Source organism: Bacillus sp. L_1B0_5 (assembly GCF_000836715.1).
GTDB lineage: Bacteria > Bacillota > Bacilli > Bacillales > Bacillaceae_G > Bacillus_A > Bacillus_A thuringiensis_S.
In genome coordinates, this window is sequence record NZ_JXIS01000113.1 from 1 (window position 1) to 18,418 (window position 18,418).

An 18,418-nucleotide genomic window follows, 5' to 3' on the forward strand; every position below is an offset into this window, starting at 1 on the left:
TCCCGTTGGACCTGTTGCTCCTGTTGCCCCCGTCGGACCGGTTGGACCAACCTTAGGAACTGTCCCATCGCAACTAAAACAGCACGAATCAACATGTACACCATTTTGATTATTACACCCACAATATCCATTTACGTTATTGCTCCATGAAGACATGTTGATCACTTCCTTTACATGCAATCTTTTAAGTACAATCACCGAGTTAGAAAACATCTATCTAAATAACAAAGAAATACTTTACCTATTAGGGATAAACACAGATTTATTCCATACATTCTAGTAATTATTACATGCGATTCTCACTCTTTTTGCTTGTACTTTCGCCCCATCTCCACAGATTATTAACCATACACATTACACTTTCGTACACAGCCAAGTTCCCATTTAAACTTTCCACATTCGCCACTCTTTTTAGTAAAGAAGCTTATTCTTCATAAATAGCGACTATAACATATAAAAATCCGTATAATTTATTGTTTTCAGTCAAAATTTTTAAAAAATATTGACACTTAAATTATCCTCATAGTATGATTTGGTTGTTGTAATTGATAACCATTTTCACTTACGGTGCCAGTTACAAAAAACACTTAATTTGGGGGCAGAAGATGAAGAGAATTATCAGTATTTTCATAGCAATTCTTCTATTCGCTGTTGGATGTGGACAGCAAAAAGAGGAGAAAAAAGAAACAAAAGCGGACAATAAAAGTCAAGCTATAACGATTAAACACGCTGAAGGGGAAACGAAGTTAGATAAACCAGCGAAAAAAGTAGTTGTACTTGAGTGGGTATATTCAGAAGACTTATTAGCACTTGGTGTTCAGCCAGTAGGGATGGCAGACATTAAGAATTATAATAAATGGGTAAATACAAAAACAAAACCGAGTAAAGATGTTGTAGATGTAGGGACACGTCAACAACCAAACTTAGAAGAAATTAGCCGTTTAAAACCAGACTTAATTATCACAGCTTCATTCCGTGGTAAAGCAATTAAAAATGAATTAGAGCAAATTGCACCAACAGTTATGTTTGATCCATCAACAAGCAATAACGATCACTTCGCTGAAATGACAGAAACATTTAAACAAATTGCAAAAGCAGTTGGAAAAGAAGAAGAAGGTAAAAAAGTATTAGCTGATATGGATAAAGCATTCGCTAATGCAAAAACAAAAATTGAAAAAGCAGACTTAAAAGATAAAAACATCGCAATGGCACAAGCATTTACTGCTAAAAACGTACCAACATTCCGTATCTTAACTGACAATTCTTTAGCTTTACAAGTTACAAAAAAATTAGGTTTAACAAATACTTTCGAAGCAGGAAAATCTGAGCCAGATGGTTTCAAACAAACAACTGTAGAATCATTACAAAGTGTACAAGATTCAAACTTCATTTACATTGTAGCGGATGAAGATAACATTTTTGACACGCAACTAAAGGGCAACCCTGCTTGGGAAGAATTAAAGTTCAAAAAAGAAAACAAAATGTATAAATTAAAAGGCGACACTTGGATTTTCGGTGGTCCTGAGTCTGCAACATCTTTAGCAACACAAGTAGCAGATGTAATGACAGTGAAGAAGTGATTACGCGATGAATAGCCTACAACATACACTTCGAGCAAGTCTTATATTCGGAGGAGGAGCAGCTCTCTTGCTCCTCCTTTTCTTTATTCATATCGGACAAGGTCAAGCAAACATTTCCTATAGTATGATTATTGATGCTCTTATCTCACCGAACCAATCGCTAGAACATCAAACTTTAATCATGCTTCGATTACCTAGAGCCGTAATTGCCATTTTAGCTGGAGGTGCCCTTGCTGCATCTGGGGTTATTTTACAAACATTAACGAAAAATCCACTTGCTGAATCCAGTACAATGGGTATTCACTCTGGCGCATATTTCTTTCTAGTAACGGCTACAATTTTCTTACCGAAAGGTTTACAAATTAATTCTCTTCTGTTCACATTTATCGGCGGTGCTATTACTGCTTTATTTGTATACCGTATTTCTGGTGGAAAAAAGGGAACCCCACTCAGAATGGCATTAGCTGGTATGGTCGTTACATTAATGCTCTCTGCCTTTACCGGAACGATGCAGCTTTTCTATGAAAATGAAACAGCTGGTTTATTTTTATGGGGAGCTGGATCTCTTATTCAAAATAACTGGGATGGCGTTCAATTTGCTTTTCCATTTATCATTATTTCTTTCCTAGTTTTACTATTTATATCTCGTAAACTCAACATTCTCTTACTTGGTGATGATGTTGCTGTTTCTCTTGGTGAAAAAACAGCAGTAACACGTCTTATCGCCTTCATTGCTGCAATCTTTTTAACAGCAGTAATTGTTACTGTTGTTGGACCAATTGGATTTGTCGGCTTAGTTGCACCTCATTTAATGCGCCTTATCGGATACCGTCAACACTTTACTCTTCTTCTCTCTTCTTTCTTATGGGGGGCAGTATTATTGCTTGGAGCAGATGTTGTCGGTAGATTAATAGATCCAACCGGTGCAGAACTTCCTGTTGGGGCAGTCACAGCAATGATTGGATCTCCTTGGCTTATTTACTTAGTCTATCGAATGATGAAATCGAAACAATATATGAATGATAACGGTGCGAATGCAGCTGGAGCTAGCTCCAGCTATTACTCTTATAAAAAGGTAATCATTATATCTATCACACTTTGTATTGTGACGATTGCTCTTGGTGTTACCATCGGTAGTAACGCTTATATCGAAAGCATTACTAATGTTATATCAGGTCAATTAACACAATTTGACAAAAATATGATGATGAATCTTCGTTTACCAAGAATGCTCGTTGCCGCTATTGCTGGTGCATGCCTTGCAATAAGTGGGCTTGTTTTCCAAGGTATATTACGAAACCCACTTGCCGATCCTTCTATTATTGGTATTTCATCGGGAGCTGGTGTCGGTGCTTTAACTATTATGTATGTCTTTCCTGCACTTCCTGGTTTCTTCCTACCAATTGGTGCATTTATTGGCGGACTACTTGCAGTTGGAATTGTCCTCTTCTTCTCTTGGAAATCAGGATTTAGTCCAACAGCTCTCGCTTTAATAGGGATTGGTATTTCTGCGCTTGGCTCAGCAATTATTCAAATCTTTATCGTTAGAGCCAATTTGAATGTTGCCGCTGCTTTAACATGGTTATCTGGTAGTACGTATGCAAGAGGGTGGAATCACTTAGAAAATATCATTCTATATCCATCTCTAATTCTTGTATTAATTATCTTTTTCTTAATAAAACAACTTGATGTTCTCGTACTTGGAGACGATTTAGCAACTGGACTTGGGCAACCAGTAAATAAAACACGTCTTGCTCTAATTGTGCTAGCGACACTACTTGCATCAGTAAATATCGCTGCTGTCGGTACTATTGCCTTTTTAGGCCTTGTCGCTCCTCACTTAGCAAGAATTGTTGTTGGTATGAATCATCAAAGACTATTCGTTTGTTCAGCACTATTTGGAGCAATCCTTCTTTCTGTTGCTGACTTACTTGGACGTACAATCGCATATCCGAAAGAAATTCCTTCTGGTCTTGTCGTTGCTGTACTTGGAGCACCTTATTTCTTATGGTTGATGAGGAAGAGTGGGAAGAAGGTTAATTAAAAAGGAGGCTTCGTTTTAGAAGCCTCCTTTTTATATACTAAATAAAGTGAAACTTTAATCAGTTGGGTTTTCTTCATCCCCACTGATTATTAACCCACACCAATCGGGCTTTTATGAGCAGTGGATCTCCCACCTAACTTCTTTGCTCCAGCCGAATCTTGAGGTGGGAATTTTACTGCAGGTGAATAGCGGGATAAATTACTCTGATCTCACTAATTTCACAGATTTAGTCCCTCCCATAAACTCATGATGTACAGTTAATGTGTTCTCCTCAAGTTTCAAATCAACCTTCTGTTTTCTTTCTCCCATTAAAAATACAAGCTCTATGGAAATAATCCCTTGGTCCACACTTAATATTCGAAAGTCTCCTATAGTAGTCCCTTTCCCAAAAATATTATGTTCCATAAATTCTCCGCCTGTTTTCTCACTATTAATAGATTCTATTTCCAACCCAACTGGCCTGTCTGTACTTTCTGATGACATCCAAGACCCCTTTAACTTTCCAATATCAGCCTCTTTTTTCTTTTCATTTTTTAACTCTTCCTCTTTTTTCTTGACTTCTGCTTGTTGAGTTAGTAAGCCATCGATTTGCTTATTCAGCTCTTGGGCCCGTTGATTTTCCGAAATAAATTGTTGATTTTGACCAGTATCGTTAAAAATTTTATTTACTATCCCTTTAGCCTCTTCATACTTTTTATCATTCTTTAACTTCTCTGCCTTTTCCAATTGACCTATATATTGACCTTTTAACTCTTTATGCTCTATAAGCAAATCTTTTTGTTCTTTCGCTTGATTTTGAAGGATTGCGGAACCATCTTTCATCTTTTCTACTTCTTGGAACAAACCTATTGCTTGTTCTATATTTCCACTCGATCTCTCTTTTATCGAACTTATCATCTTAGTAGTTTGGCCTTTTAATACCTTTGCTTCTTTATCATCCTTTTTCTCTTCTAATGCTAGCTCAAATGATGCTACTGCCGTGTCATATTCTTTACTCGCTAACGCCAATTTCCCTTGATCCATTGCTTTTTTATAGGTTTCATTGCTACATCCTACCATTAAAAATAAAATTATGATTCCTAAAATCAATCTTTTCATCATATCCCCCTAAATTAATATAATTCTATATACACTCAATAGTATCATAAAATTTATATATAAAATTTTAAATACCATCATTAAAACATAAAGGGAACTTGTCATTTCTTCTCGAACTTAATCTATGAACATAAGTAGAGGGGGATAACAATAATGTACCAAACAATTGAAGGCTTTTTACAATCATGGACATACGAAGCAGAGTCTACTCAGAAAATGCTTGATTCATTAACCGATGCATCTTTATCACAAGAAATTGCACCTGAACATTGGACTTTAGGAAGAGTTGCTTGGCACATCGTGACGGCAATTCCTGTTATACTATCTGGCACAGGGCTAAAGTTTGAAGGAGAATCGAAAGATTATCCTGTTCCAACTTCTGCAAAAACAATTGCAGATGAATACCGTAAAGTAAACGCGGCTTTTGTTGAAACACTTCAAAGTAAATGGACTGATAAAGACTTAGCTACTATTAATGACTTCTTTGGTCGCCCTATGCCGAATTCTATATTTTTAATGACACTCATTAATCATCAAAATCACCACCGCGGACAAATGACAGTTTTAATGCGACAAGCTGGCTTAACTGTTCCTGGCGTATATGGCCCCGCAAAAGAAGAATGGGCTGCGGCTGGAATGGAAGCTCCTAAAATGTAACGACAAAAAAGACAAGATGTTTACATATCTTGTCTTTTTCTGTAACTTGTTTCATGTGAAACTATTTTTTGTTAAATGGTTGTTTTATGGAAAAAACAAGTTAAAATAAATACATATTATGAGGAGGGGCAACCAAATTGAATAAAAAAACAAAAAAATAACTATGGGAACTATTTTACTAACTTCTCTTATTGGAGTTATTAGTGTATCTCTTTATTTCACCTATTATGGTACCCCTTGGGGAAAACAAGCAGCAATTACGGAATCAAAAGAGTATATTACAAAATATTTTAATCTAGATACAGAAGTCAAAAATACTTCTTACGATGCTAAAATGAATAGCTATGCAATCTCCTTTGAAACAAGTACCGACGGCGAGTTTACTATCGAATATAAAAGTCCTAATAACTTTAACATTTCTCCAGAAGTGCAAAAGTATTTAAGCACACACTCTAAATTTACAGAGTAGTAACGAAGCGTATATATACAAAAAAGAGTTGGTGTAACGCCAACTCTTTTCACATATTCTTATCATACAGTTATATCTTCCTTCTCTATATTTTTAATGCCGTAATATGCAATCACAACTCCAATTGCTGCAAGTGCTATTTGAAGGGGAAGAAAAGTTGCTGTAGAAAACGCTGGGTTGGTATTCATTGCAATTGATACAACGATAAGAGACGAAACAATTGTAGCTGGCACTGAACGTTTACGCATTCCGAAATATATTGGGATTAAACTTATTCCCGCAGTGGCAATGGCTAAAGGAACCAGTTTTATTCCTTCTTGCGTCAATTGATCTACTGTAAATGGATTAGGAAGAATTGAAAAATAGCTATCTATCCCAAAGAAAATTCCTACTACTAAAATGTTAGATACAATAACTGTTATACATGTTAATGTTGCTGTAATAACCAACTTACTAATCATCATTTTCTTCCGATTAATAGGATAAGAAAACATAAGTAGTATTGTTTTGTTTTTATATTCACTAATTATTAACCTTGCGATTAACACGCTACCAAAAATAATAAATGTTGCTCTTACTAATGTACTAGCCGTTAACAACATCATCTGTGGATCCCTTATTTCCGGATCCCCTTCTACTTGAGCAACGATGCTCGTAAAGATCATTAATGCCAGTATAGCGATATTTGCAATAATCGCTCTCCTTACATACCATCCAAGCTTAAACTTCTTCATTTCTAGCTTCATTAAACGTAACATTATAGTCCTCCCTCCTCCTAAGACTTAATCAATATAAATGACCCCTGTTTTACTTAAAATCTTCACTTCATTTTTTGCATCACCAATAGTTCCTACTTTTATTTTTTCTGTACTTTTATCTTTCTTAAATCCTTTTAAATCCACTATTACGTCAGCCGAATTACTTTTAGCCATAAGCTTCAATGATGCCGGGACACCTTTATACCGTACGCCAATATCCCCTGATTTTGTTTCTACAAATAATGATTTTCCTTCTGTCATATCTTTCAGTAATACTTCCCCAGATGTTGAAGTGATGTTCATATTTTCGTTTTTTACATTTTTTACATAATTATCACCAGTAGTGGAAGTTATATTTACTTCTTGTAATGAACTATCTTTTAACATTAAATCTCCACTTTCGGATGTAAATTCACCCTTCTCTGCCGATAGTCCTGTAATCATTCCATCTCCAGATTTTCCTCTTGTCACGATGCTTTTTACTACTATATCGTTTATTTTCACATCACCCGATTTATTATTTAATACAATTTTATCTATTTCTTTCTTCGGAATAGCTATAGATATACTATTTTTCTTCCTAAACGTAAAACCATAAGAAAATCTGTTCACCTTTTGTTTTTGCTTAATCACAAGTTTATTTTCATCATTTTCTATTTTGACGGGATCTATCTCTTTATCTGCTTGTTCACCTTGAGCGGAAATTACTATTTTATTAGCGTCTGTACTTTTAAATTCAAGATTCCAGTTTTCAATGTCTACTTCTATTGCTTTTATATTATTTATCTCAAAAGACTTTTCTTTCTTAAAATCTTTCCCCTGAAATACCTTAATACCAAAAACTACACTAGCAATTGTAATGAATAATATTGCAATTACTATTATTTTTTTCACCATTCATACCCCAGTTCGTTTTTTGTTTTAAGCTTGCTTCACGCCACATCGATCTTGTCGATTTTACGAAACGATAGATAACTAATGAAAATTCCTAATAAACAGAGCACGATTGGGATAGCTATAAAATCAAACATACTTACTTGACCGTTTCCAGGACCAAAGTTACCACTAATCAGCATACCAATTATTACTGCCGAAGTAATCGTTGTCGGTGTCGATTTCTTTCTCATTCCAAAAAACAAAGGAATTAAACTTATACCAGATATCATAAATGCACTTATAATAGTACCTGGAACGATAGCTATTATTTCACCTATCGTAGCAGGTGTTTCAATCAGTCCCATCATTGGACTCACAAAATATACAAGCAAACTAATAATGAAAGTCGCGATAATGGTACTCACAAAACAAAAACAAAAAACAATTGTTAATTTCGCACTCATTAGCATTTTCCTTTGAAGCGGATACATAAATGATAGTTGTATCGTTTTATTCTTATACTCATCAATTACTAAACGTGATAAAATGACCGAACTAAAAATAATGAATGTTATCCTAATAAAAATATTTACTAAAGCCATATTCTGTGTGAAGTCAGAGAAGAGCATGTCTTCCTCGGCTTTCATTCCCAATGCCATAAGGCTTACTGCAGCGAAAATTGCTATAATACAAATTGCTACACTTTTAAAGTAACTAGATAATTTATGTTTCTTCCATTCGAGCTTCATTAATTTAAACATATAAATTACGCCTCCATTCTTTATATACCTGTCTCTACGCTGCTAACATTCTAATTCCAGCAGTAACGAAGCTTAACATTCCTATCACTAGTACAATGAACAACCATTTCCGCTCTGGTTTTCTATAATATAAAATTCCACTTATTAGCATTACGATAAATCCACTTACCAGGTTCAGCCACAGTCCATTAAGCATGAATACCCTCTCCATCCATTACATTTAAGAAATATTCTTCTAAGGAACTATGTTTCTTATTAATACTTTCAATTTCCACATCGTTCATAATAAGTGCTTTTGAAATGGCCTGCTGAGACGCTGACGTATCATACACACGAATCATGGTTCCACTCATTATTTTGTAGTTTTTTATACCAAGTTTATCTTCTAAAATATAAGCTGCACGTTTCACATCAGGAACAGTGATTTCAATGTACTCTGTTTGTTTTCCGTTAATACTCTTCATTGAAACTTCTTTTATTAGTTTTCCATTTTGAATCACACCAATTGTATCCGCCATTAGTTCCATCTCACCTAAAATATGACTAGAAACTAATAATGTAATACCGTATTCTTTGCAGAGCATTTTAAATAAGTCTCGTAACTCTTTAATACCAATTGGATCTAAACCGTTAATTGGTTCATCTAAAATGAGCAATTCTGGCTTTGTCACGATTGCCCTTGCAATACCGAGTCGTTGTTTCATTCCTAATGAAAAATCTTTTACTTTTTTATTATCTATCCCTTGTAGTTTCACTAAATGTAAAGCATGGTCAATTGCATTTTTATCGTAGTAGCCCATATATTCACAATGCAGGTCTAAGTTTTCTTTCGCCGTTAATTTATCATAAAAGATTGGGTATTCAATAATTGTCCCCATTCTTTTTAATACTTCATAAGATGTATCTGTTAATTTCTCACCGAAGATTTCAATATCACCACTCGTCGGTTTTATTAAATTTGTAATCATTTTCATAATCGTTGTTTTACCAGCGCCGTTTGGTCCTAAAAAACCGTAAATTTCTCCTTTTTTCACATGCATGTTAACACCGGAAATAACTTCTTTCCCTTTAAACACTTTCGTTAACTGGTTTGTTTTTAATATATATGTCATGTTACTTTCCCCTTTCGCAATACTCTATATTTCTATAATAGACAACGGAAATCTCTTTTTTCTTACCCGTTTCTTACAAATTCCTTACGCTGAAAAAAAGCTTGTAGAATCTACTGCTCTACAAGCTAAAACTGCATCTTTGTTAATACAATTGTAAAAATTGTTTTTTCATACGGTTTACTAGAAAGGTGAATTTTTCCGTCCATCGCTTCCACAAGCCGTTTCGTAATCGTTAATCCTAGACCGCTTCCTTGGTACAATCTATTTCTTGAATCTTCAAGTGTGTACATACGCTCAAATACTTTATCAATATGAGATTCATCAATCCCTTTTCCTTTATCCCATACGTCTATATACACACTCGTTTCATCATCTCTTAACGTCATACCAAGTGCCTTTCCATCGTCTCCATATGTAATCGCATTTGATATTAAATTATTCAATACCCTACCTAATACTTCTATATTTCCAAGTGCGTATATATTTCTTTCTGGTATATCAATATGAACCTGAAAACCTTTCGTCGTCACTAAATCATAAAAAGATAAAATCTTCTCGCGGCAAACTTCATTCATATTTACTTTTGTCATTTCAATTGCTTTGTCACCAGATTCTAATTTTGCCAAGTCAAAAAACTTATGAATTAACTCCATCACTTCTAGTGTTTTCGTATGCACTTTTTCAAGTAATATTTGTTGTTCTTCTTTATTTATCGTTTTATCCTTATTTAACATTTCTGTATATCCAAGAATAACTGTTAGTGGTGTTTTCAAGTCATGCGAAATATTTGAAAGCATTTTTCTCATCGAAATTTCTACTTTTGCATGATCTGCATTCGTTTTCTGTTTTGCATCTAATAATTGATTAATTGCCACTAATAATTTTTGCAATTCTAGATCATCTGTCATAACGAGTAACGTCTCGCCTGTTTTGTCATTTACAATACTTTCTAACTTTTCATATGTGTATCGTAAATTTTTACTACTATTTTTTTTCATTCTATATTGCATATAAATAACACATAACAATATAAAAATAATACCTATTAACAAATTGACCATATTACATCACTTCCAACTTATAGCCGATGCCCCATAACGTTTTAATATATTCTGGATTAGATGGATCACTTTCGATTTTCTCACGCAATCTTCTCATATGAACATTAATAACGTTATCATCACCGTAATACTCTTCATTCCAAACTAACGTATATATTTGCGCTTTTGTAAATACACGATTTTGGTTCTTTACGAATAGCTTTAAAATCTCAAATTCTTTTAAAGTAAGTTTGAGAGGCTTCCCGTTTTTTTCAACTGTAAAATTAATTGGATCAATTGTTAAATCACCAATTTGAATCATTTTTTCTATTGTTTCTGTAGCCGAGTATTTCGTAGACCTCCGAATACCTGCTTTTACACGTGCAGCCAATTCAATCATAGAAAACGGCTTACAAATGTAATCATCTGCTCCAAGTCCTAATCCGACAGCTTTATCAACATCTGTATCTTTTGCTGACATCATTAAAATCGGAACTGCACTTTTTTCACGAATAATACGTACAACCTCTAATCCATCTAGCTTCGGCATCATAATGTCGAGGATAATCAAATCAAATGAACCTTTTAAATATGTGTTCACGCCTTCCTCTCCATCAGACGCGATTGTAACTTGAAAGCCCTCTTTTATTAAATACTTTTCCACCATCTCTTGAATTGAAATATCATCTTCCACTAATAAAATATGATGTGACATATGTCTATCCCCTTTTTTACAAACATTAACATATCAATTGTATCGCAACCAATGAATGCTGGAAACAATTATATGAATTTTCAAACCAACTTCCCTTCCTTCCTTAACAATGATATGATGAAATTCACTACGATTGTTCCTAATTAACTTTATATAAAGGAGACTTATCATGTCAGAGAATAAAAAAGTAAGCTTAGCTGATTTAATGCGCGAACAACTTGCTAAGAAAAAGCAAGGAAATGGAAATGGTCAAAATGCAAAAAATCAAAGCCAAGAAACGAAAAAATTACAAAACCAACAAACAAAGAAAACAAACAACCAACGTAGACGAACAGGTGTGTAAATGAACGGACAAAAACGTTCTAATATCGCGCCCGGTCTTGAAGTTGATATTGTATTAAAACAAGATCAACGAACAGGCAAATTAACACGTGGAATTGTAAAAGATATTTTAACAAAATCCCCTTCCCATCCGCATGGCATTAAAGTGCGATTGCAGGACGGGCAAGTCGGTAGAGTACAAAATATCGTTCAATAAGAAAAGGAGCTCAAGTAAACTCGAGCTCCTTTTCTTTATTAACCTTTAATTTTCTCGATGAAAACTACTTTTAAGTAGTCTCCTTCTTTAAACTGATCAATGGTACGGAAATCTTCTGGTAAAGAATGTTCTTCTAATATTTTATATTTGCCATTCATTTCTTTAAAGGCTGTATCGATAAAGCCTTTAAACTTTTTCATATCGAATGCGCTACAATTTGTAGAAGCAACGATAATACCGTTATTTTCTGTAATAGCAATTGTTTCTTTTAATAAATTTTTATAATCTTTTGCTGCACTAAATGTATACTTTTTTGATCGGGCGAAGCTTGGAGGATCAAGTACGACCATATCAAATTTCATCTTTTTCTTCGCTGCATATTTGAAGTAAAGAAATACATCTTCTACAATAATATCTTGTGCTTCATAATCAACTTCATTGACGCTAAACTGCTCAATTGTTTTACTTAAACTACGATTTGCAAGGTCAACACTCGTCGTTTTACTCGCTCCGCCCAGCGCTGCAAATACAGAGAAAGCACCTGTATAAGAGAACATATTTAACACTGTTCTTCCCTTTGCATATTTATCACGAATTTGTTTTCGAACGTTACGTTGATCTAAAAATACACCAACCATTGCCCCGTCGTTTAAATAAACAGCGAAGTTCACACCGTTCTCTTTTACGATAAGTGGAAACTCACCGCGCTCTCCTGCTACGAAATCATCACCTTCAATGTATTTCCCTTTCGTATCAAAACGCTTTTTCTCATAAATGCCTTTAAAGTTTGCTACTTTTTGAAGAGCTGCTATAATCTCATCTCTGAAAGTGTAAATCCCTTCACTATACCAACTTACTACGTAGTATCCGTCATAGTAATCAATAATTAATCCGCCAAGACCATCACCTTCACCATTCACCACACGGAATGCTGTCGTATCACTTAATTTATAAAATTGTTTTCGTTTATGTAAGGCTGATTTGATTTTACTTTCAAAGAAAGATTGATTAATTTGTTCACTCTCTTTTCTCGTTAAAATCCAGCCGTATCCTTTATTTTGTTTTCCATAATAACCTTTTCCGACAAAGTTGTTCTTCTCATCTACTACTTTGATGATTGTCCCTTCTTCACGAACATCGTTTAAATTTTGAATTGCATCTTTTAAAATAAGTGGATATCCACTTTTAATTTCTTTTATAAATTTCGGTTTTATTTTTATAGTTACTTCTGATCGCATATAATAACTTCCTTTCCATTTGCATGCTTTCTCTATAGGAAGCATTTAAAAAACGAGCCTGAAAAAACAGCCTCGTTTCACTATACCATATTATTGCTTTGCTAGTACAACTCGCTCATTCTCGCACTTAACCGCCACATATTTACTAAGTTTTGAAATGGAAATCTCACTGTCCAAAATAATAGAAAAAAATTATATATTTCACATTTACCATTGACAATGATAATGATTTTCATTATCATTTAATGTATATGAGTTCTTGAAAATATAGCTACATTTATAGGAGGAATAAACATGATTATTGTTACAAATACAGCTAAAATTACAAAGGGAAATGGACATAAATTAATTGAGCGTTTTAATAAAGTAGGTAAAGTTGAGACGATGCCAGGCTTTTTAGGTCTAGAAGTTCTTTTAACGCAAAATACAGTTGATTATGATGAAGTAACAATTAGCACTCGCTGGAATGCAAAAGAAGATTTCCAAGGTTGGACAAAGAGCGCCGCATTTAAAGATGCTCATTCACATCAAGGCGGGATGCCAGAATATATTCTTGATAATAAAATTGCTTACTATGATGTAAAAGTTGTACGTATGCCAATGGCTGCAGCACAGTAAAAACAGTTCTTTTTTAAAGTATAGAATATGAGAAGCGTTATCTATCACTTCTCATATTCTATACTTTTTTCTTTAATTTCTTTTTACTAATTTTGCATGTACAACTAGCCTTCCAGCCTCTGGATCAAGCGCATAGTCACAAGTAGAAAGTGTTACAACTTCATCATTAGCCGTCAATTCCGTATCCGTTTTGTACAGTGATTTTTCTTGAATTTCCTTTAAGAACGATGTATATGCTGCATCATTTTCAAAATCCGTTTCAATGTAATAAAAGTCCGTTGTTGTCGTGTATACTGAAAAAACTTCAACGTCGTATCCTTCAAATAATGTATCATAATATAATTTACGATGGGACATGAAAAAGTCTTCGTCCAACATCTTTTTTAAACTCCCAAACATAGAACCGTCTTTCATACGATGACCATATAAAATCGTATTTCGATTTTGAGATTTCACATCATTACGATGGTCCATAAAAATGCTTCCCGCTCTCATATCTTCACCTTTATAATTACGAAATAAATAGTAATCATTATCTTTTGCTTGAACGATTGGATAATTAATTTGTGTATCATCCATCGTAATCCATCCGACTATCTCTGGATTAATTTTCTGGAGATCCTGAAACTGTTTACGTACCTCTCCGTCTTCCGATTTTTCTTCCATTGGACTTCTTTTATAAATATGTTGTGCCTCAGCCATTACTTTACGATTTTCATAATAATCCATGAAAATTCCGCCCAACTCATACATTGAATAGAAAAAGATTCCTAAAAACGCAATTGTAAGTATGCGTTGAAAAAAAGAATTCTTTTTCCGTCCTTTCTTGCTGTTCAAATTATCACCTCAAAACGGATTATGCTCAGCCTTTAGATTCCCATAGGTACCATGTACAATCCGATATCTTCATCCTGCTTTACAATGACATCTACACCATATATTGCTTTAACCATTTCTTCTGTTATTACATCATTAGGATTACCTTTCGTAATGATCTCTCCATCTTTCATAACGATAATATGATCGCTATAACGAATAGCTTGATTAATATCATGTAATACCATTACAATCGTTAGTCCATACACTTCATTTAACTCTTTCACTAACTCTAATATTTCTAGCTGATAGTAAATATCTAAATATGTTGTCGGTTCATCTAAGAAAAGCATTGGTGTATTTTGAGCTAATGTCATTGCGATCCAAACTCGCTGCCTCTCTCCACCAGATAAAGCATAGATTGGCTTATCACGCTTACTTTGTAAATTCGTGCATACTAGTGCGCGCTCTATCACTTCTCTATCTTCATCTGTTTGCGGAGAGAAAATATTTTTATATGGCATACGCCCAAAGCTTATTAGCTTTTCCACTGTAATATCTGCTGGAGCCTCATTTTGTTGATGGACAACTGCTAGCTTTCTAGCAAACTCTTTCGGTTTATATTCACTAATCGCTTTCCCATCAAGTATTACTTCTCCACTGCTAGGAACGTGATTTCTAGACATGACACTAAGTAATGTTGATTTCCCGCATCCATTCGGGCCAATGATTGTTGTAATTTTCCCAATTTCTATTTCACTACTAACAGACTTTAAACGATTTGTTACGTTATCGTATGAAAAGGTTACATTTTTAATTTCCATGAACTTTATCACTCTTTCTAAGCAAGAATATTAAGAATGGACCACCAATAACCGCCATAATTGTTGCTGCTGGAATTTCGTTAGGTGGCACAATTAACCTTCCAATCGTATCTGCCGTCAAAATTAATAACGCCCCTGCAAGAGCAGAAAATGGAATTAATACTTTATGGTCTGAACCGACTAATTGTCTTGAAATATGCGGAACTAGTAATCCTACAAAAGCAATAACACCTGCAATCGCTGTTGATACTGCCGCTAAGAGTACTGCAATGGCAGAAATAATAAGGCGAACTCTCGTCACGTGCAAACCTAAGTTTTTCGCAGTCTTATCTTGTAGCGATAATAAGTTACACCAAGCTCCTACGAACAGAGCAAGAATAAGACCAACCGTTCCATAAATCACCATTATTTCTACATCGCCCCACGTCTTCATTGTTATGTTAGAAGTCGTCGTTTGCTTAATACTCTTAATAAAATACCCACAAATTGTAACGAATGATTCATTTAATCCAGTAAACATCGCATTAATGGCAATACCAATTAAAATAATGCGAAGCGGGCTTAACCCTGACTTCCATGAAAACGAATAAACGAGATAACACGCAAACGCACCACCTAAAAAGGCGAATACGGGTGTCCAGAAAAAGAATTGCGGGAACAACGTAATAATAACGAGTGTCATAAAACTAGCTCCTGAAGATATACCGATTACCCCAGCATCAGCGAGTGGATTCTTCATAACAGCTTGAAAAAGCACCCCTGAAACAGCAAGAGCCGCTCCAGTGAACAACGCAATAATAATACGCGGGAAACGTAAATCTTTAATGACTTCAACCTCTTCATTTCCACCTGTAAATATCCCTTGTATAAGTTCAACAATACCTACTTCTAAACTCCCTTTCATCGCTGACAATGATGTCATAACAATGAGCAATGCAGTAACAATGAGGAAACTCCAAGTTTTTTTATTCATTCTACTCTTCCTTTATATTAAAATGCATCACGGATACATCATTTTTTTCAATTCATCTAACGCTTCAATTGCTGCTAAATTTCCTGTCGTTCCAAATAAACGCTCTTCTAAATCGTAAACACGGTTATTTTTAACCGCAGCAAAGTGTTTCCAAATGTCATTTGTTTTAAATTCTTTATCAAACATTTTTACAACTTCATCAGGCATACCATGAGCTGCTCGTAAAATAATATCTGGATCAGCTTTCTTTAAATACTCTGTATTAGAAGCTAAATATTCTACTTGTTCACCTTGCACAATATTTTTACCACCTAGTTGTTTCACTAAATCTCCAATATAAGAATGCTCTGTTGCTACTAAATAACTGCCCGGCACACCTAATAAAATAAGCACTGTCGGTTCTTTCTTTCCTTTTACTTCCTTTTGAATGCTAGCAACCTTTTTATCTAACTTAGTTACCACTGCTTCAGCTTGTTTTTCACGTCCATATTTCTTACCTAAATCGCTAATAGAACTTTGCATATTTTTTAAACTCGTTAAATCTAAAAAGTTTGCTTTCATACCCACACCATCAAAAACTGGCTTTAATTCATATTCAAGTGTTGTCACAGATAACACTTCTGAAGGCTTTAATGACTTTACCTTTTCCATATCTGGACTCATTGGATTCCCAACTTCAGGTAAACCTTTATATCGCTTCGGTAAAGGTTTAGAACTTGTTGGAACGCCGACTAAATCTACTTCTAACGCATCCATAATTTCAGTAACAGCCACTGTTGTTGCAACAACGCGCTCTTTACTCTCACTCTTTACCTGCTTTGCTGTTTCTTTTTTTGGTGATGAGCACCCGGCTATACTCATTAACAAAATGATAGCCATTAGTACACTTACGATTTTCTTCACTCTCAATCACCACTCCCTTCCATACAATATGAAACAAGTCTTGATGCACGCGAACATGCATCAAGACTCCAAAAATTACAATCTACCTGCTCTATATTTACGAACTAGTAAAGCAAGTGAACCTAGCAGTAACACCATGTATAAACCAAGTTGTGCTGTATCTGCAGTTTTTGAGTTTTTCTCTTTTTTTGAATCATTTTTTGTATCTTCTTTTTTCTTCTGACCATCTGCATTTCGGTTAAAATCAGGAGTACCTACTGTTTTTACATTATCTACTTTCGGTGTAGTCACTGGATTTTTCGGTTCATTTTTCGGTTCCTCTTTAATAGTTCCTAACGCGCCGATATTATTTGTATCAAATTGAATTTGTACATCGTAGAAATGATGGTAGTTCATCTCATCGATGTCTACCTTTACTTTTGCGTTTAATTTTTTAAATAGATCTTCTACTTCAAACTGTACTACTCGCGTATTTGCATTTTTATCTTCGCTTACTACTTTCGCATCAGCGAATAGTTCCTTGTTTTCCGTTTGGAATTTCGTAATCCACGCACTATTTTTCAGCGTCATCTCAATGTATTTTTTACCATCTTTTACGATTAATTTCGCTGGATTTACAACATAGTCATGCATCTTTGAAATCTCATCTGTTTTATCTTTTAATACTTTAAATGTAATATCATATTGGCCATCTACTAAATTTTTCGGATCAACTATTACTTTCGGGTTATTATTTCCACCTTGGTTGTCATTTCCACCCTGGTTGTCGTTTCCGCCTTGGTTTTCGTTTCCTCCTTGGTTTTCGTTTCCTCCTTGGTTTTCGTTTCCGCCTTGGTTTTCGTTTCCTCCTTGGTTTTCGTTTCCTCCTTGGTTCCCTAAAGCTTTAATACTGTCTTGATCAAATACAAATTGAACATCGTAGAAATGGTGATAATTCATTGAATCAATATCTACTTTTACTTTTGCATTTAATTTTTTAGACAAATCGTTTACTTCTACTTCTACTACTCTTGTATTTTGTTCTTTATTTTCACTTAACACTTTTGCATTAACGAAAGAACCATTCTTCTCAAATTCAAATTTCGTAATCCATGTACTATTTGTTAATGTAAACGATACGTATTTCTTACCATCTTTTACTTTTAATACACCTGGGCTTTTTGTGTATGTGTTCATCATTGAGATTTCATCTGTTTGATCTTTTAACACTTTAAAGCCAATGCTGTATTCACCATCTTTAAGAGCTTTTGGATCAATTGTTGTGTTATTATCTTGGTTGTCGTTTCCACCTTGGTTGTTGTTTCCACCTTGGTTGTTATTTCCGCCTTGGTTGTCGTTTCCTCCTTGGTTGTTATTTCCGCCTTGGTTGTCGTTTCCACCTTGGTTGTTGTTTCCACC

21 protein-coding genes and 1 pseudogene are annotated in these 18,418 nt (G+C 34.6%); 7 read left to right on the forward strand and 15 right to left on the reverse strand.

Features of this window, described 5'->3' with window-relative positions:
- Window positions 1–156, reverse strand: a pseudogene (locus RT27_RS34365) (collagen-like protein); the annotation flags it as partial.
- A gap of 449 nt (window positions 157–605) precedes the next feature.
- On the opposite strand from RT27_RS34365, the gene RT27_RS27430 reads away from it, so the two are divergent.
- Together RT27_RS27430 and fhuB are read left to right on the forward strand one after the other, a co-directional pair.
- The gene (locus RT27_RS27430; protein ID WP_043938365.1) at window positions 606–1,580 is read left to right on the forward strand and encodes an iron-siderophore ABC transporter substrate-binding protein; all 975 of its coding nucleotides are present in this window, start codon (window positions 606–608) and stop codon (window positions 1,578–1,580) included.
- A 7-nt stretch (window positions 1,581–1,587) separates the two neighbouring features.
- Complete coding sequence (gene fhuB, locus RT27_RS27435; protein WP_043938366.1) at window positions 1,588–3,624, forward strand: Fe(3+)-hydroxamate ABC transporter permease FhuB; 2,037 nt, start codon at window positions 1,588–1,590, stop codon at window positions 3,622–3,624.
- Window positions 3,625–3,822: 198 nt separating this feature from the next.
- On the opposite strand, the gene RT27_RS27440 is transcribed toward fhuB, so the two are convergent.
- The gene (locus tag RT27_RS27440; protein ID WP_043938367.1) at window positions 3,823–4,722 is read right to left on the reverse strand and encodes a hypothetical protein; all 900 of its coding nucleotides are present in this window, start codon (window positions 4,720–4,722) and stop codon (window positions 3,823–3,825) included.
- Between the two features lie 153 nt (window positions 4,723–4,875).
- Here RT27_RS27440 and RT27_RS27445 point away from each other — a divergent pair, with 153 nt between their 5' ends.
- Together RT27_RS27445 and RT27_RS27450 are read left to right on the forward strand one after the other, a co-directional pair.
- Window positions 4,876–5,379 carry a DinB family protein gene (locus RT27_RS27445; protein WP_000284973.1) on the forward strand — a complete coding sequence of 168 codons (504 nt, stop codon included), beginning with the start codon at window positions 4,876–4,878 and terminating at the stop codon, window positions 5,377–5,379.
- A gap of 163 nt (window positions 5,380–5,542) precedes the next feature.
- The gene (locus RT27_RS27450) at window positions 5,543–5,848 is read left to right on the forward strand and encodes a hypothetical protein (RefSeq protein ID WP_043938368.1); all 306 of its coding nucleotides are present in this window, start codon (window positions 5,543–5,545) and stop codon (window positions 5,846–5,848) included.
- Window positions 5,849–5,910: 62 nt separating this feature from the next.
- Here the strand turns inward: RT27_RS27450 and RT27_RS27455 are convergent, their stop codons facing one another.
- The 7 genes from RT27_RS27455 to RT27_RS27480 all read right to left on the reverse strand — a co-directional run bounded on the left by RT27_RS27455 (window position 5,911) and on the right by RT27_RS27480 (window position 11,110).
- Entirely contained in the window at window positions 5,911–6,606 is a 696-nt protein-coding gene (locus RT27_RS27455; RefSeq protein ID WP_043938369.1) for an ABC transporter permease, read from the reverse strand.
- Between the two features lie 24 nt (window positions 6,607–6,630).
- Complete coding sequence (locus RT27_RS27460; RefSeq protein ID WP_043938370.1) at window positions 6,631–7,503, reverse strand: DUF4097 family beta strand repeat-containing protein; 873 nt, start codon at window positions 7,501–7,503, stop codon at window positions 6,631–6,633.
- A gap of 35 nt (window positions 7,504–7,538) precedes the next feature.
- On the reverse strand, window positions 7,539–8,243 hold the full coding sequence (locus RT27_RS27465) for an ABC transporter permease (protein WP_000475542.1): 705 nt from the start codon (window positions 8,241–8,243) through the stop codon (window positions 7,539–7,541).
- A gap of 34 nt (window positions 8,244–8,277) precedes the next feature.
- Window positions 8,278–8,439 (reverse strand): hypothetical protein, encoded by a 162-nt coding sequence (locus tag RT27_RS35435; RefSeq protein ID WP_000931813.1) that lies wholly within the window; start codon window positions 8,437–8,439, stop codon window positions 8,278–8,280.
- Window positions 8,432–9,355 carry an ABC transporter ATP-binding protein gene (locus RT27_RS27470; protein ID WP_043938371.1) on the reverse strand — a complete coding sequence of 308 codons (924 nt, stop codon included), beginning with the start codon at window positions 9,353–9,355 and terminating at the stop codon, window positions 8,432–8,434. The genes RT27_RS35435 and RT27_RS27470 overlap by 8 nt, the downstream gene beginning before the upstream one ends.
- A 125-nt stretch (window positions 9,356–9,480) precedes the next feature.
- On the reverse strand, window positions 9,481–10,416 hold the full coding sequence (locus RT27_RS27475; protein ID WP_043938372.1) for a HAMP domain-containing histidine kinase: 936 nt from the start codon (window positions 10,414–10,416) through the stop codon (window positions 9,481–9,483).
- Window position 10,417: 1 nt separating this feature from the next.
- Window positions 10,418–11,110 carry a response regulator transcription factor gene (locus RT27_RS27480; RefSeq protein ID WP_000018029.1) on the reverse strand — a complete coding sequence of 231 codons (693 nt, stop codon included), beginning with the start codon at window positions 11,108–11,110 and terminating at the stop codon, window positions 10,418–10,420.
- A 169-nt stretch (window positions 11,111–11,279) separates the two neighbouring features.
- Between RT27_RS27480 and RT27_RS35440 the strand changes: the two genes are divergently transcribed.
- Together RT27_RS35440 and RT27_RS27485 are read left to right on the forward strand one after the other, a co-directional pair.
- A complete protein-coding gene (locus tag RT27_RS35440) occupies window positions 11,280–11,453 on the forward strand; it encodes a hypothetical protein (RefSeq protein ID WP_001293578.1) in 174 nt (57 codons plus the stop codon).
- Window positions 11,454–11,648: a YwbE family protein gene (locus RT27_RS27485; RefSeq protein WP_001014307.1), complete on the forward strand. Its 195-nt coding sequence runs from the start codon at window positions 11,454–11,456 to the stop codon at window positions 11,646–11,648.
- A gap of 38 nt (window positions 11,649–11,686) precedes the next feature.
- On the opposite strand, the gene RT27_RS27490 is transcribed toward RT27_RS27485, so the two are convergent.
- Window positions 11,687–12,886 (reverse strand): class I SAM-dependent rRNA methyltransferase, encoded by a 1,200-nt coding sequence (locus RT27_RS27490; RefSeq protein ID WP_043938373.1) that lies wholly within the window; start codon window positions 12,884–12,886, stop codon window positions 11,687–11,689.
- Between the two features lie 294 nt (window positions 12,887–13,180).
- Here RT27_RS27490 and isdG point away from each other — a divergent pair, with 294 nt between their 5' ends.
- Window positions 13,181–13,504 carry a heme oxygenase gene (isdG, locus tag RT27_RS27495; RefSeq protein ID WP_000587818.1) on the forward strand — a complete coding sequence of 108 codons (324 nt, stop codon included), beginning with the start codon at window positions 13,181–13,183 and terminating at the stop codon, window positions 13,502–13,504.
- A 72-nt stretch (window positions 13,505–13,576) separates the two neighbouring features.
- On the opposite strand, the gene srtB is transcribed toward isdG, so the two are convergent.
- From srtB to RT27_RS27520, 5 genes are all read right to left on the reverse strand, one after another.
- A complete protein-coding gene (gene srtB, locus RT27_RS27500) occupies window positions 13,577–14,341 on the reverse strand; it encodes a class B sortase (protein ID WP_043938374.1) in 765 nt (254 codons plus the stop codon).
- A gap of 32 nt (window positions 14,342–14,373) precedes the next feature.
- The gene (locus RT27_RS27505) at window positions 14,374–15,144 is read right to left on the reverse strand and encodes an ABC transporter ATP-binding protein (protein ID WP_043938375.1); all 771 of its coding nucleotides are present in this window, start codon (window positions 15,142–15,144) and stop codon (window positions 14,374–14,376) included.
- Complete coding sequence (locus RT27_RS27510) at window positions 15,134–16,117, reverse strand: iron ABC transporter permease (RefSeq protein ID WP_043938376.1); 984 nt, start codon at window positions 16,115–16,117, stop codon at window positions 15,134–15,136. Before RT27_RS27510 ends, RT27_RS27505 begins: the two co-directional genes overlap by 11 nt.
- Before the next feature lie 27 nt (window positions 16,118–16,144).
- Window positions 16,145–17,026, reverse strand: a complete 882-nt coding sequence (gene isdE / locus RT27_RS27515; RefSeq protein WP_043938377.1) for a heme ABC transporter substrate-binding protein IsdE — start codon at window positions 17,024–17,026, stop codon at window positions 16,145–16,147.
- Between the two features lie 69 nt (window positions 17,027–17,095).
- Window positions 17,096–18,418: NEAT domain-containing protein (locus RT27_RS27520; RefSeq protein WP_043938378.1), on the reverse strand; the 1,323-nt coding region annotated here is incomplete at its 5' end.

Coding starts and splice junctions, on each gene's coding strand:
- RT27_RS27440 (WP_043938367.1), bottom strand. CDS start 4,722: ATGAAAAGATTGATTTTAGGAATCATAATTTTATTTTTAATGGTAGGA.
- fhuB (WP_043938366.1), top strand. CDS start 1,588: ATGAATAGCCTACAACATACACTTCGAGCAAGTCTTATATTCGGAGGA.
- RT27_RS27470 (WP_043938371.1), bottom strand. CDS start 9,355: ATGACATATATATTAAAAACAAACCAGTTAACGAAAGTGTTTAAAGGG.
- RT27_RS27450 (WP_043938368.1), top strand. CDS start 5,543: ATGGGAACTATTTTACTAACTTCTCTTATTGGAGTTATTAGTGTATCT.
- RT27_RS35440 (WP_001293578.1), top strand. CDS start 11,280: ATGTCAGAGAATAAAAAAGTAAGCTTAGCTGATTTAATGCGCGAACAA.
- RT27_RS27465 (WP_000475542.1), bottom strand. CDS start 8,243: ATGTTTAAATTAATGAAGCTCGAATGGAAGAAACATAAATTATCTAGT.
- RT27_RS27455 (WP_043938369.1), bottom strand. CDS start 6,606: ATGTTACGTTTAATGAAGCTAGAAATGAAGAAGTTTAAGCTTGGATGG.
- RT27_RS27475 (WP_043938372.1), bottom strand. CDS start 10,416: ATGGTCAATTTGTTAATAGGTATTATTTTTATATTGTTATGTGTTATT.
- RT27_RS27445 (WP_000284973.1), top strand. CDS start 4,876: ATGTACCAAACAATTGAAGGCTTTTTACAATCATGGACATACGAAGCA.
- RT27_RS27485 (WP_001014307.1), top strand. CDS start 11,454: ATGAACGGACAAAAACGTTCTAATATCGCGCCCGGTCTTGAAGTTGAT.
- RT27_RS27505 (WP_043938375.1), bottom strand. CDS start 15,144: ATGGAAATTAAAAATGTAACCTTTTCATACGATAACGTAACAAATCGT.
- RT27_RS27490 (WP_043938373.1), bottom strand. CDS start 12,886: ATGCGATCAGAAGTAACTATAAAAATAAAACCGAAATTTATAAAAGAA.
- RT27_RS27460 (WP_043938370.1), bottom strand. CDS start 7,503: ATGGTGAAAAAAATAATAGTAATTGCAATATTATTCATTACAATTGCT.
- RT27_RS27510 (WP_043938376.1), bottom strand. CDS start 16,117: ATGAATAAAAAAACTTGGAGTTTCCTCATTGTTACTGCATTGCTCATT.
- isdG (WP_000587818.1), top strand. CDS start 13,181: ATGATTATTGTTACAAATACAGCTAAAATTACAAAGGGAAATGGACAT.
- RT27_RS35435 (WP_000931813.1), bottom strand. CDS start 8,439: ATGCTTAATGGACTGTGGCTGAACCTGGTAAGTGGATTTATCGTAATG.
- RT27_RS27430 (WP_043938365.1), top strand. CDS start 606: ATGAAGAGAATTATCAGTATTTTCATAGCAATTCTTCTATTCGCTGTT.
- RT27_RS27480 (WP_000018029.1), bottom strand. CDS start 11,110: ATGTCACATCATATTTTATTAGTGGAAGATGATATTTCAATTCAAGAG.